The organism is Chryseobacterium sp. Leaf394 (genome assembly GCF_001424105.1).
Taxonomy (GTDB): domain Bacteria; phylum Bacteroidota; class Bacteroidia; order Flavobacteriales; family Weeksellaceae; genus Chryseobacterium.
In genome coordinates this window covers 129,310-143,238 of sequence record NZ_LMQH01000011.1, presented here as the reverse complement: position 1 = coordinate 143,238, position 13,929 = coordinate 129,310, and the positions used below count along the sequence as shown (strand labels likewise).

Genomic DNA, 13,929 nt, shown 5'->3' with positions numbered 1-13,929 from the left:
TGATTAGTAAGCGTCTATTTCACTTTCAGAAACAGTTTCTTTATAGTCATTCATATCCACCAAAGGATTGATGTGCTGTGTTTTTTTTGCATCAGCATTTTTCACATTAGTTTTACTCATTTCGCCCCGCTGTCCGTGGTCTTTAATGGTTATTTTCCCTCCTGTAGTGCATTGTAATTCAGAAATTTCGGTGACTGCTTTCTTACCCATAACCAAAACTTTATCATAGGTTTTCTGCCATTTTCCTGCCGGAGCATAGGCACAGGGTAGATATCCGCCTGAGCTTGGCTTTAATTTACATTTGCCGAAACTCGGTCCTGAAGGATTAAACTGAAGATCGTCTTCTGTAACAGCAAGATAATCAGCTTCACCCGCAGAGTCATTCCAATAATGTTTTTGGTGTACACTTACGATATGTTGCGGGAAAAGATCTCCCTGGTCACACTGACATGTTCCCTTCTGGACAACGAAATGTTTGCCATCATGGGATGATGATTGAGTAGACATATTTTGCGAAATTTGGTACTCAAAGATAAATAAAAGTTATTTAACATAAAAAAAACGGAAACAAAAATTTCCGTTTTAACATATTATTATTGAATCAGATACAATTTTCAGTGCTTACTATATTTTGGCTCTGCTGTTGGAAGCATTGTTGGCGTAAAATATTCATTCAACCAGTAAAAAGTCTGCCCATTATGCTGAATTTTCACTGCAGGATTATTTCTGTTCGCAAGCATTCTGTCTGAAAGATCTTTATAATGCTTGAAATAAGTTTTTGCTGTAGCAGGATCAATAATATCAGATTTCCTCCACGCTTTAAGTTTATACTTCGCCATTATTTCCTCTTCAGTAAGGTCAAATCCTGTAGAAATTCCTACTGCATAAGCCATTGGCTGCTCATTGATGTCAACATCTTTCGCAAATTCAAGGGTTGGATTGTATTTTTTGAGCAGTTTTATATATTCCTTTATGGCTCTCGACTGTTTAAAATCTGTACGTGCTGCTCCTGTATTTTCATAAACTTCCTGATAGAAGTTTTTCAATTGATCATATTCCTTGTCTGAAATTAAAATTCCTTTTTCCAGGCCCTGTTTGTAATCTCTTAATTCCTTTGGAATATACCCTTTCGCCAAAAACGGGTTTCCATAATTGATGAGCTGAGCTGCGATTCCGTAAGGTACAGGGTTTGTTAGTCCCGGATATAAATATTTGTATTTAAAATCTACATCAGTATGTCCTGCTCCTACAGAAGAATGGAAATTTTTATGAAGAGACTCATCAATAATTTCGTTATCCAGACTAACCTGTGCAATAAGGCTGTCTACAGATTTCTTTAAAAATCCTGGCGCTGCTACATCTCCTTTTTTAGGAAAAATCACAAATCCCTGAGACATGCTCTGTTTCGGAAAGTCTAATGAATAAAATCCTTCATCACCTTCAACGAGATTAAAATTATTTTTGGTTAAAACATCTTTTTGGTCAACAATTTTCTGCTTTTTAAGCTCAGCTGAATTTTTAGCAGTATTGGTTACAATATTCTCAGACATCAGAACAAAATCATTATAAGTATCTGCCGATCTTGCATTGCTCTGGAACATGATAAGACGGGCCTGAGCCTGAGTTAAAGAATTGATAACATCATACATATTGCCGCTACGGCTCGCTGAAGAACCGATTGTAACAACAAGATTGGTCTCATCGGGAACCGAGGACAGCATATTTCCAGCAGCTGCAAGGCCTTCTGCAAGTGGCTGATTGGTATTGCTTCCCGGACAATTCATTTCATTCATTTTATCTTCGATAAACTTTGTAATGATATTGTAATCTGCTGCAAGAACAGAAGGAGCAACATTATCACCACATGAATTGTTTTTATACAAAACTGCAGCGTATTTTACTTCATTGAAATAAGATGATTTTTCAAATCTCAACTGAAGATCCTGCAATAGCGATTTCACAATCGGAGCATATGACGCATTGGAAGGACTTACATCCAGCACAAAAACGATGTTGAGTTTTTTGCTTTTTTCTGTGATTTCTTTATAACGGTCGAAGTAAATAGGTTCACCTAAAACATTATACACATAATTTTTGCTGTAATCTAGAATATTGGTGAAATATTTTGTTTTGTATTGAGGTGTTTCGGTACCGCTTAAAGTTAAGTTTACCGGGAAAATATTTTCAAGCGGAGGTCTTTTGTTGACATCTGTAAGCAAAACAGCTGTTCTGTTTTCGGTCGTATTTACGCCTGGAGCTCCCTCATGTATTCCCAAAGCTGATTCTTTTACACCAGCTGTATTTTTCATTTTTACTGCAGATCTTTCACCCCACGATGAAATCACGTTAGATGCCACCCATCCGTAGAGACCACTGCTAATGCTGTCTATTTCCAGAGAAGGTTTTTTTCCGACAAGAAATCTTTTGTTATTTTCTGCCTGCTTATATACATAAACAATCTGTCCGTTTGGAATTTTAACATTTGCTGCCTCAGTAAGCGCCGGAGAATTGAAAACCAGAATGGAATCATTCTTATAATACCTTTCAGATGCAAGAATCACTTCGCTGTTGCTCGGCAGTACTGCTACCTTTACGGGATATCCTGTTTTTTCGCTTTTGAGTGAAGAAGTCCAGAGAAGAAGTTCAGACTCAGGAATCCAGCCGTAGGTTTTTACCGATTTGGGAGCTACCTTTTTAGTCATGAGTGCGTCAGAATTGTATTCTGCGACTTTAAGCATTCCGTTTCGCTTTTTCAGAACCATCAATGGCTCCAGAAACTTTACATCTTTATAAGACTTTTCATCATTTTTATCAATGTAAGCCGTATTTCTTGAACGGTCTGAAATAACAATCCAAGGGACTGATTTTTTAGGAAAACCATTCACTACAGGATTATTGTCAACCTGACCATATCTTTCGGGATCGGGAGTTTTTGCAGAGGGAAGTTTTACATTGCACGATGTGAGCAGTATACCTAAACCCGCGTAACATGCGGCAAGAGGAAGTTTATTTTTCATCTTAATGATCTTTATGTTTGGAGCAAAACCGAAGCAGTTTTACTTTTTATTATTTGGATTGGTTGATTTCTACTTTAGTAACACAGTTTTGTGCATCATCAAAATTAAGTTTTACAGTTTGAATCACATTGTTTTTGTCAAACTGCAGACCGGCGCAGTACAGATAAAAATTGTTGATTTTACTTTCGTTAACACTCACTGTGGTATTCTCGTTATTGCATAAATATTTATTCAGCAAATAATTATAATTCAGATTAAAACTGTTTCCGTTGGCAATCTGCTGAAGACGGTATTTAAAATCGTTATCCATCTTTTGATAATTATCTTCAATTTTCAGTTCTGCATCATCCAGTTGATCATAAGCAGGTAAAATTGTAATAGCATGCTGGATTGGGGCTGTATTTTCATCCGTGGAAAGTGTTACAACATAATTTCCAGGTTTTGAATAAGTAAAATATGCGAGTTTGTCTTTTGAATCGATATTTCCTGTCTGCCCAAATCTCCAGGTAAACTGTTTTGCATCTGAAACCGCTTTAAACTGTACATTTTCAAACTGCCGCGCCTGTGAGACTGCGTCGATTCTTGTAAACGGAGTAATACTGTCATTTTTGACGGTTTGCTGCTGAGAAACTAAAATTCCGTAGTTTTTAGAATATTTATTGTCAATAACTAATGTAACCTGATAATAGCCCGGTTTACTGTAAAAATGTACTCCTTTAGACTTGTCTGAAGTACTTCCGTCACCAAAATCCCATCTTTTTGTTTTTGCGAAAGCGGTTTTGTCTACAAAGAACAAACTATCTTTTACATTCACCGTTTTAGGATATACTTCTGCAACAATATCATCAGCAGAATTTATCGTCTTCTTTTGGAACCACAATGCAATCAGTGCCGCTACAAGCAATGTAGCAATAACACCGATAATAATGTTTGTTCTGTTTTTCTGAAAATAGTTCATAATAAATTTTTATAATATAGTTTGTGTTTGATTATTTGCGATTGTTGTAAGAATTTCTGCGGTCTATGAGCTGATCTTTATTTTTCTGAAAACCAATAGTACACTCTTCATACTCTTTCTCATATTTTATCACATTTTCTTTTTTCTTGGCAAGCCACTTTTTGTCTTCAAGAAACATCTTGTAGAATTCAGCAATCACAGGATATCCTACTTTCCTGTCATCATTAATACTTGCGTTTTCAAAAGAATTTTTAATGGTGCTGATATCATAGTCAATCTGACTTTCTTTCACCGGATCTGGATTTTCTTCTGAAAGGGAAGCTATTTTTGCAAAAGTACTGTCTACAATGGGCTGCGTGATTTTCTGCTGAATATCAAATTTATTTTTCTGCTCTAAAGTCTGCACCTTCAGCATATCTGTTTCAGAAAAAGGTGATCTGAAATTATTTAAAAAAATAATACCCAGGAGTATGAGCGCCAGAAGAAGCATTAAAATTAAGTATAAAAACTGATAGCGTTTTTCCTGTTTTGATAATGTAATGTGAGCCTGCATAGTGTAATTTTAAAAAATTAACGTCTTCGTCCTGAAAAAACTCGTGAAGGATCTTTTCTTAAAGCACCAAGAATCTGCTGGTCTTTATTCTGACAGTTATTTAAAAGTCTGAGAATAGACTGCTCATCGGTATTGGCCGTAATTATCTGGTTTTTAAGCAAAAGCATATTATCCACTTTTTTTAAAAGAACATTGTAGTGTTTGAAATTTGTTGCGCTGTCTTCGCCTATTATTGCTTTTGCTTCACGCATTTTTCGCATAACAGATTCACGAAGATAAAAATCGTTTTCCACCTGGTTTGATCCCAGCAGAGACATATTGTACTGAATACTGTCTAAAGAAATTTTAAGCAGGAGGTTTTTATTGAGAAGCTCTTCATATTTCCCTACTTCTTTGGCAATACCGGCGCGTTGCGTATCATAACTTTTGAAAAAGAAGTAGACTGCTGTGAAAGAAACAGCAGAGAGAACAATGAATGAAGTAACAAATCGCCAGATCCCTGTGCGAACGTCACTTCTGTTTAATTTTTTATCATTATAAACAGACATATTATGTGTTTGGTTTTTTTGGTAGCTGAAAATTATAAAAAAAAATCATACTCACAAAAAAAAACAGTATTAATTATTGTATTTATGGATGAATCATCTGTTTAAATGTTTTTAATAAAGTTTTTTTTACACATTTCGGAGAATTTTCTTAATTTGTACGCACCAAACCTCACAAACATTAAATGAATAAAATTATCAACAGCACCGTTCGGTTTTCTATTGCGGACAGTGATTATTATTTCAAAAAAATAATGATAAAATCACTGTTAGACAATCCGTTTTACATGTTACTGAACGACTGCAACAATGGTCACGAACTTATCAACAGGATTTACCGACGTCAGGAAGACGTATTCGTCATTGAACTTTTCATGCCCGTTCTGAGTGGCCTGGAAGCCATTAAAATTATCCGGAAAAACAATACAGAAACGCCGATTATCACTTATTCGGGAATATATCAGGAAGATATTGCTGAGATTCTGTCTGAAATTCCAAATGTTTATTACTGTCAGAAAAACAGCCTTATCATCAGAGATATCATCAAAGGAATGACCAAGGCAGATAGTTTCGACTACATCAAATATACCGAACAGTGGAAGCAGCAACCTTTGTCTGTTCAAGAGTACATGACAAGGCAGAAAAACAGTCAGGATGAGCTTTCACCAGCAGAAATACAGCTGATGAAATTCTGCTATGAAGGCTTCAGCAACAAAGAAATTGGTGAACAGCTGAACCTCAGCACCCGTACAATTGACACCTACATCAACAGACTCACCGAAAAACTGGGGCTTAAAACGAAATTACACCTCATCCGATTCTGCGTAGAGAACGGATATTACAACAGCAGCATGTAATATTTAAAGATTATTTCACACTCACTTCACCTGATATTCATCTCCAAAAACTAAAAATATTTTTTACTAATTTGCTAATATTCAATTTTTTTAACTAAATTTGCACACCTAAAATTTAAAATTACACAGGAAATGACAAAGGCAGAATTGGTAAACACCATCTCAAATAAATTGGGAACAGAAAAGAATGAAACACAGAAAGTTGTAGAGGCGTTTATGCAAGAAATCAGAACTTCTATGTACAATGGTGATAATGTTTACTTAAGAGGTTTTGGATCATTCATCGTTAAAACCAGAGCAGCAAAAACGGGAAGAAACATCTCTAAGAACACTGCAATTGAAATACCTGCACACAATATTCCTGCTTTCAAGCCATCAAAATCTTTTGTGGAGAAAGTGAAAACTAAAGTTGCAGTGAAATAAATTAAAAGAATATTAACTAGTTATTAAAAAATTAAAATTATGCCAAGCGGAAAGAAAAGAAAGAGACACAAGGTTGCTACACACAAGAGAAAGAAAAGAAGAAGAGCGAACAGACATAAGAAGAAATAATCTCAACTGAGATTTTATAATATAATAATATAGTTGGTGTTTTTTAATTATTTAATGATCACTAACTATATTTTTATTTATACAAAGTGTGATTCGGAGGAATTTTGACAAATCTCTATAAAGATTTTCTGAAAATATATCAGGAATATCAGTATTTTTAAAAATTATGATGATACAACGAATTTCCTCAATCTAAAAAAATTATCTTACAACAAAATGAAGACAGAACTGCTAGTTTCGCATGAAGACGATTTCACAAAAATTGCATTGCTGGAAGACGGAAAACTCTGCGAACTTCATGAGGAAGAAGACAAAAATGACTTTGTAGTAGGCGACCTGTTCATCGGAAAAGTAAAAAAACTGGCTCCGAATCTCAATGCAGCATTTGTAAATATCGGTTACGAAAAAGATGCATTTCTGCATTACCAGGATCTTGGGCCACAGTTTCTCACTTACAAAAAATTCCTGAAAGACAGTATTTCAAAAAAACAAAGCTCTTCAAGCCTGAAGAATTTTGAATTACAACCGGAAATCGACAAAAACGGAATCGTAGATAAGGTACTCGCAAAAGACGACATCGTAATTCTGCAGATTACCAAAGAGCCAATTTCTACAAAAGGACCGCGAATTTCTACGCAGGTATCGCTTACAGGACGTTTTTTGGTACTTATCCCTTTCGACAACAAAATTTCTGTTTCCAAGAAAATTCGTACTACGGAAGAAAAAGACCGTCTGAAAACACTTATCGACAGCATTAAACCTGAAGGTTTCGGTGTGATCATCCGTACTGTAGCTGAAGGAAAAAAAGTAGCCGACCTGCACAACGACATGAATCAGCTGGTTCAGAAATGGGAAAGCACTTTTAAAAATATTCAGAAAAACAAAGTACCTTCAAAAATACTCAGCGAAGACGACAAAGCTTCATCGATTCTGAGAGATAACTTCAATCAGGATTTTGTGAACATCATCTGTGATGACGAGCAGATGGTTTCAGAAATGAAAGCTTACCTTGAAGTGATTGCTCCGGAACGTAAAAACATTGTGCAGTATCACGGTTCACACATCCCGCTTTTAGAATACTATAATGTAGAGAAGCAGATGAAACAGAGCTTCGGGAAACACGTAAATATCCCAAGCTCGAAAGGTGCATATCTCGTTATTGAACATACAGAAGCACTACACGTAGTAGACGTAAATTCCGGAAACAACATCAGCCTGGGAAGCACTGCCAACCGCGAGCACGCTCTGAATGTAAATAAGATGGCTGCCACAGAAATTGCAAGACAGCTGAGACTGCGTGACATGGGAGGCATCATCGTTGTCGATTTTATCGATATGACGAATCCCGAGCACAGAAAAGATCTGTACGAGCATTTCCGTAATGAAATGAGCAGGGACAAAGCCCGCCACAAAATTCTTCCTCCAAGTAAATTTGGACTCATCCAGATTACAAGACAGAGAAACCGCCCCGAAAAACAAATTGAAACCAGCGAAGAAAACCCGAATAAAGACGGCGAAATCGTTGCACCAATCGTAATCGTTGAGAAAATGGGCGACACTCTCAGAACGATTTTACAGAAAGAAAAAGGAAAACTTTTCCTTCACGTACATCCATTTGTTGAGGCTTACCTCACGAAAGGAATTAAAAGTATACAGATGAAATGGTTCATCAAATACAAAAAATGGGTAACTATTATCCCAAGAGACTCTTTTAAATACCTTGAATATAAGGTTTACAATTCTAAAAAGGAAGAGCTCGCAAGTTATACCAACTAAGCAAAATTCAAACCTCTGTTTCGACAGGGGTTTTTTCATGTTTTATTTTGAAAAAATTCACAAATTAATAAAGGTAAAATTGTTTAAAAAAAATCACGAAAATATCTCAGATCCGGTTTGAGGGATATATTTTGTGAAAGTTTTAAATGAAAAATATATAGTGAACGCAATAATATAATTAAAATTTAAATTTTTTCACTCCCAGCAGTGTAATAATTTATCATTTCAAGTAATCATAGTTTTGATAATAAGCTGGATCTCCAGATGGTAGTGAGAGCCCTTTACATCGATAAGTTAGTGAAAAATATTTTAATTATTATGACTGTTTAAATTTTAAAAAATCCCCCAAAAAGGTTATTTTTCTATAAAATATTTAGCAAATATTTGATAATTAAATAATTTTTATTACTTTTAAAAACTTCTAACGCACACCTAGATGAAATCAAATTTAATTATTTTTGATCAGCCTGCAATCTACGCAGAAGGTCTTTCTAAACTTCTCTCTCAAACACAGTTTATTGAACAGATTCAGGTATGCAGCTGCCCGGTGAACCTTCAGGAATATCTGAAAACTGGTGGGTTTGATCTGCTGATGTTCAGCTCAAATATGATGATGCTTTCTGAAATCTATCAGACTGCTGAAGAAATGAAACGGAATAATCCCAACCTGAAAATTATTATTATCGGCAACGATTATGACGTGACTTCTATCCGCAAACTTTTTAACAAAGGTATTACTGCATATTTGGATAAAAGGAGCAGTTTTGACGAGTTTACAGACTGTCTGCAGGCTCTTTCCTCCGGAGAAATTTTTCTTTGCAGCCAAGCCAAGGAAAAGATGATCAGTTTCGTAAGCAACGGCAGAAATTTTGAAGCTGTTCAGGTCAAAGATTCACTTACCAAAAGGGAAACTGAAATCTTAAAACTCATCTGCGAAGGTCTCAGCAGCAAAGATATTTCTGTAAAGCTTTTCATAAGCATCAATACCGTAGAAACACACAGGAAAAAGATTTTAACTAAACTGAATGTAAGAAATTCGGTGGGCATCGTAAAATACGCACTTGAAAATAATATTATTGAATAAGGACATCACTTTTTTCATTATCAAAAATTAAGAAAGTCAAAACCATCCCGGTTTTGACTTTCTTTTTAAAAGTATAAAAAAGTATCTCTTTCTACTCCCAATCCGGCATTTCTGCATTGGTAAACAAAACTGCCCGCGGGTAATTTCCGTTGGTGGCCGTGAGTGTAATTTTTATCACATTTTTCGCAGAAACATTATCGTTGGAAGTATTTACAAGGATCACGTCTGCATCATTCGGAGAAAATCGTGGGTCAAGGTCGTTGGTACCATTGGTCTTTTGGCTCATGGCAGAAATATCCTGCTGCGTATTGTTATCCAGATCATAAATAAAAATTCTGGAATCCAGCTGTCTGTACTGAATGTTTTCAAATCCCGCCACATCGCGTGTATACAGAAGTTTCTTGCTGTCTGCTGAGAAGTTCAGACCTCCTGCCCCACCGTTTACGCCGCTCAGAACGCTTTTAGTAACTGTTCCTGACATATCAATGATAAATATTTTCACACCGTAACCGCTGAGATTATTGGTTTTCAGGGCGATTCTGCTTCCGTCATAGCTCCAGTCGCATTCAGAGATTAGACTTCCGTCTGAAGTAGCATAAATCTGAGTAAGCCCGGTTCCGTCTGAATTGATTCTGTACAGTTTATCAAAATTAGCGTAAATCAGCTGACTTCCTACTTTGTTCCAGGAGAAATCAATTTCTGCATTGCTGAAACCTGTTGCCGGAAGAGTTGTTACCTGCATCATATCTGAACCATCCCTTTTCGAAGTGAAAATTTGAAAATTTCCGCCAACATTCCTCAGAAATGCCACTTTATTGGCATCATTATTCAGTCGTGGTCTGAAAGAATTTTGTGAGCTTGTGGTCAGGTTAAAATTCACATTGGTTTCATTCGCAGAAACAATGTAGTAATTTCCGTTGCTGTCTTTTTTCACATAATGAAATCTGTTCGTAGGTGTTACAACAGTCTTAAACTGCCTTGTCTCACTGAAAACTTTAGCATTAACGCCGTCTGAAACTGCAACCTGCCAGAAATATGTGTTGTTGTACTGGAGATTGGTAACGTTGTAGTTTTTGGTTTTAATTCCGTTAATATTCTGAACAACAGTATTATTGGCATTTTTTAAAATTAAATCAAATTTCAGGCTGTCATTTTCAGGATCGGTTGCTGTCCACGATAAATTGAGTGACAATGGCTGCTCGACAGAATTATCTGCCGGACTCACCAAAACCGGAATTGATGGTGAAGAATTTAAACTTGAGTCATCAGACATCTCAAAAACCACAGTAACGGTCTGTCCGTCATTTTTCAGATTAATTCCCTGATAATTAGCAACATAGCCACTGTACTCAGCTTTCACAGAATAATCTCCTACAGGAGCATCGGTAATGGTAAAACTTCCGTCTGTACCCGTAAAAACAGTCGTTGTGGAAGGGCTTGTGGAAATTTTCACATTGGCAATAGGGGTGTTGGTTCCCTTTTTCACCACAGTTCCTTTAATACTTCCCGTTGTGTTTTCACCTATAAGGTCTTCGCTGCAGCTCACCATAAAACCGAGCATCAGCACCAAAATATATTTAAGTATGTTTTTCATGGGTTTGTTGTTTTTAAAGGTTTTGCAGATTTTCGGTTGAGATAAACATTTAATCCCAAACCAATTCTTACGCTTTGATCTTTTCTAGTACCCTGTACTTTAAAATCCCAGTCGTCATTGAAGCCAAGATCATACTGTGCGTTTAAACGCAAGGCAAAAGTCCTGTTGATGAGATATTCCAGACCTCCGCCAAACTGAGATTTAAAATAATTTTTATCACTGTAAAATACGGAGCCTACACCACCAAAGACGTAAGGTGTAAATTTACTTTTCGGCAGAACCATATATTCTACATTCGCATCAAGCGCAATTGCGCGTCGCCAGAAAATATTTTTGTTTTCAAAAATGAAATAGCTTGCGTTTCCGTCAATATTAAAATGGTCGCTTATGAAATATTTCAAGCCTCCTTTTATACCTGGATGCATCTTAGGATTTACATAGTCACCGCGAATCTGGGTTCCTTCTGCTAATCCGTACATCGAAATTTTTGCACGCTGATTGTCTGCCAGTTTTTTACCTAAAACATTCATGTCGTTGTCGGTCTGCTCAGCATTATAATCAGTAATCAGTTTGGTAAATTTATTCGGATCCTGAACTGTACTTCCCCAGATATTGTCTCTCACGCCTTCTACGATCAGACCGTAAACTGCTTTTTCAATGGCTTCTGTTACAGCAAGATGTACAGGTTCGTTTTGAGTGATTCCTACCTCAGCTTCCATTAATCTTTCCGTATCCACATACCGGAAAAAACTTCCGCTGATGGCGGTAGAAAGGATGGTCTTTGATGTATAAACCGTTTTAAGAATTTCTCCGGTTTGAGTGGAAACCGCGCGAAGATATACCGTAATTCTGTCCTGACGGTAATTGGTAGACGCCCCAATACCGAAGTATCTTGCTCCCAAACCACCTGTAACCACGTTGGTGTCGTAAGAAATTACACCTCCTTCAAGGATAATTCCAGCATACAGAAGTGGCGGAAGATTTCCTGATTCATTGATCTGGTTGGGCATGTATTCTTTTCTGGTAGACCTGATGATTTGTCTTTCATTTAAAAGATTTCCGATATTTTCTCTTTCAATGGGTCTGAACCAACGGCTGTCTTCCAGAGCTTTGATGAGAATGGTTGTTGTTCCCTGCGGAATAGCTGTACTCCAGTTGGCTCCGTTATCAGCAGCTTTGTACTGACCTGTCTGATCACGGAATTTATAAACTCCCACTACCACTTTATCATTAGGCATAGGAAGGTTTTTAATTTTTGAAGTAAAGTTGGTTGTTTCTCCTAATGTAGATTTTTCGCTGTGAGAAGGATAATTCAGTAACGAATTGCAACCTACCAGTACCAGAAAAAACACAGGTAATGCTACCCAAAATTTTGGATATTTATATGTCTTGTTCATGGTATATTAGTTTTGTCCCGGAATTATAATTTCAGACTGCTCGCCTGTTCCGGTGTTGAGAATTTTAATTAAAAGTCCACCGTTGGCCTGCGTTACTTCCAGATACATTGACCCGAAAACATAAGTCCCCGGTTTCAGTTCGCCCTCACCAAACTGATTGCCAAAAAGTTTTGTTGAAAGCTGACTTAAAAGCTGTCTGTTTAAACTGTCTGTAAAATTTGAAAGTGAATTTGAATTGGAAGAAAATGACGAAGAACCTGAATTGTTATCAAACTGGTTCTGTGCAGCTGCCGAACTCAGAAGCCATTGGTAATTGAATGTATCGCCGCCAAAAGCGGGATTTATGGGTTTGTAAACCAGCTGTTGTGCTTTTAGGGTAAAGCCAAACGCTGTTAGAAATAATATTGTAGTAGTATAAAAGAGTTTCATTTTTTAAAGTTTTTAGGTTGAACTTCTTAACAATTCATTCTTTGGAAGAATCATTTCTTTGAGAATCTCTAAAGTAGTCTGAGCTTCCTGATTCATCGCCTCTTCATCCGGAGATGTGTTGAATAGATAAATCTCCTGCTCATTGTACAGTACAGAAATTCTGGTACTTTGTCCTAATCCTGGGATCTCAATGATTTTTACAGTTCCGGGAAATTTCTCATCGGTCTGCAGATACTTCATGTAAAACTGATCGTAATAGTATTTGCCGTTTCTGCTTCGGGTATCGTCTATGGTAAGCCCAGAGAGCTCGATATCGTTTTCAGATATTGCTTTTGTACTGTTTTGAGCAATTTTTTCAGGCCGTATCTCTAAACTGTCTTTAGAAATCACCTTATCGCTTTCTTCGTCTTTGATAAAAAGAAAAACCTTGAGAACATCGCGTCTGTCGAGATTGGTTTTCACCTCAGAAAGTTTTAAAGTTTCTTTTGGTTTTATGACAAATTTGCCTTCCTGTTTATTGGTAGAAGTGTTGCCTGAGGCTCCTTTTTTTATTGATAGCAGAATATAATTTATTGGGTAATGGAAATCTGATTGATTTTCTGCTGTAGCAATAATATTGTAAAGACCGTCTGCGCTTTCTGTAATTATTTTGGCCTGGAGGCCTTTCTCAGGTTTTGTTTGTGAGAAAAAATTACAGTAAAAAAGTATTGAGATTATCCATAGAAATTTAATTTTCATTATTAATAATTTCTGATAAAAATAATCATGTTACTGTCCTGGATATTGATTTTCATTTTCTCTGAGATGCTGTTGCTGCCCACCATATCCACGTAGTTTTTGTTGCCTACAGAGTTAATGGTTGCCGTACTGGGTTTATTGGAAGTATTAATGAAAACGGTTTTGTTCTCATTCCCGATTTGGCTAATAGAAACCTTTTTCGGATTAAGATCATAAATCTGAACTTCATTGTTATTCCCAATCTGCACAACATTGGAGTTGAAGCCTGTTGTCGCATTCACAGTTGAATTGGCACTTCCAAACAGCTGCAGTACATTCTGGGAGTTCAACTCTTCGAATGATATATTTTTCTGTGCCTTTAAGAAAGTACAGAAAAAAAGCAGTATTGATATGTAAGCCAGTTTTTTCATTTCAAAAAATAGTATAATG

At 36.5% G+C, this 13,929-nt stretch carries 14 protein-coding genes; 4 read left to right on the top strand and 10 right to left on the bottom strand.

What is annotated here, in order from left to right:
* Positions 1–3 precede the first annotated feature (3 nt).
* The 5 genes from ASG21_RS05315 to tssO (ASG21_RS05295) all read right to left on the bottom strand — a co-directional run bounded on the left by ASG21_RS05315 (position 4) and on the right by tssO (ASG21_RS05295) (position 5,076).
* Positions 4–507 carry a DUF4280 domain-containing protein gene (locus ASG21_RS05315; protein WP_056076810.1) on the bottom strand — a complete coding sequence of 168 codons (504 nt, stop codon included), beginning with the start codon at positions 505–507 and terminating at the stop codon, positions 4–6.
* Between the two features lie 107 nt (positions 508–614).
* Positions 615–3,017: a type VI secretion system protein TssR domain-containing protein gene (tssR, locus tag ASG21_RS05310; RefSeq protein ID WP_056076808.1), complete on the bottom strand. Its 2,403-nt coding sequence runs from the start codon at positions 3,015–3,017 to the stop codon at positions 615–617.
* Positions 3,018–3,066: 49 nt separating this feature from the next.
* The gene (locus ASG21_RS05305; protein ID WP_056076805.1) at positions 3,067–3,975 is read right to left on the bottom strand and encodes a PKD domain-containing protein; all 909 of its coding nucleotides are present in this window, start codon (positions 3,973–3,975) and stop codon (positions 3,067–3,069) included.
* 31 nt (positions 3,976–4,006) lie between these two features.
* Complete coding sequence (tssO, locus tag ASG21_RS05300; RefSeq protein ID WP_056076803.1) at positions 4,007–4,528, bottom strand: type VI secretion system TssO; 522 nt, start codon at positions 4,526–4,528, stop codon at positions 4,007–4,009.
* 17 nt (positions 4,529–4,545) lie between these two features.
* Positions 4,546–5,076 (bottom strand): type VI secretion system TssO, encoded by a 531-nt coding sequence (gene tssO, locus ASG21_RS05295; protein ID WP_056076801.1) that lies wholly within the window; start codon positions 5,074–5,076, stop codon positions 4,546–4,548.
* A gap of 251 nt (positions 5,077–5,327) precedes the next feature.
* Between tssO (ASG21_RS05295) and ASG21_RS05290 the strand changes: the two genes are divergently transcribed.
* From ASG21_RS05290 to ASG21_RS05275, 4 genes are all read left to right on the top strand, one after another.
* Positions 5,328–5,930 (top strand): response regulator transcription factor, encoded by a 603-nt coding sequence (locus tag ASG21_RS05290; protein ID WP_228462890.1) that lies wholly within the window; start codon positions 5,328–5,330, stop codon positions 5,928–5,930.
* An 84-nt stretch (positions 5,931–6,014) separates the two neighbouring features.
* Positions 6,015–6,353, top strand: a complete 339-nt coding sequence (locus ASG21_RS05285; RefSeq protein WP_262483851.1) for an HU family DNA-binding protein — start codon at positions 6,015–6,017, stop codon at positions 6,351–6,353.
* A gap of 345 nt (positions 6,354–6,698) precedes the next feature.
* The gene (locus ASG21_RS05280) at positions 6,699–8,258 is read left to right on the top strand and encodes a ribonuclease E/G (protein ID WP_056076796.1); all 1,560 of its coding nucleotides are present in this window, start codon (positions 6,699–6,701) and stop codon (positions 8,256–8,258) included.
* A gap of 436 nt (positions 8,259–8,694) precedes the next feature.
* Entirely contained in the window at positions 8,695–9,342 is a 648-nt protein-coding gene (locus tag ASG21_RS05275; RefSeq protein ID WP_056076794.1) for a response regulator transcription factor, read from the top strand.
* 91 nt (positions 9,343–9,433) lie between these two features.
* Here ASG21_RS05275 and ASG21_RS05270 read toward each other — a convergent pair whose 3' ends face one another.
* Genes ASG21_RS05270 through ASG21_RS05250 form a run of 5 tightly spaced genes read right to left on the bottom strand, consistent with a single transcriptional unit; the run spans position 9,434 to position 13,910 of the window.
* Positions 9,434–10,936 (bottom strand): carboxypeptidase-like regulatory domain-containing protein, encoded by a 1,503-nt coding sequence (locus ASG21_RS05270; RefSeq protein ID WP_056076793.1) that lies wholly within the window; start codon positions 10,934–10,936, stop codon positions 9,434–9,436.
* The gene (locus ASG21_RS05265) at positions 10,933–12,333 is read right to left on the bottom strand and encodes a CsgG/HfaB family protein (protein ID WP_056076790.1); all 1,401 of its coding nucleotides are present in this window, start codon (positions 12,331–12,333) and stop codon (positions 10,933–10,935) included. The genes ASG21_RS05270 and ASG21_RS05265 overlap by 4 nt, the downstream gene beginning before the upstream one ends.
* 6 nt (positions 12,334–12,339) lie before the next feature.
* Positions 12,340–12,762: a curli assembly protein CsgF gene (locus ASG21_RS05260; RefSeq protein WP_056076789.1), complete on the bottom strand. Its 423-nt coding sequence runs from the start codon at positions 12,760–12,762 to the stop codon at positions 12,340–12,342.
* A gap of 12 nt (positions 12,763–12,774) precedes the next feature.
* Positions 12,775–13,500: a CsgE family curli-type amyloid fiber assembly protein gene (locus tag ASG21_RS05255; protein ID WP_056076788.1), complete on the bottom strand. Its 726-nt coding sequence runs from the start codon at positions 13,498–13,500 to the stop codon at positions 12,775–12,777.
* Positions 13,501–13,502: 2 nt separating this feature from the next.
* Positions 13,503–13,910 (bottom strand): hypothetical protein, encoded by a 408-nt coding sequence (locus ASG21_RS05250; protein WP_056076786.1) that lies wholly within the window; start codon positions 13,908–13,910, stop codon positions 13,503–13,505.
* Positions 13,911–13,929: the final 19 nt, after the last annotated feature.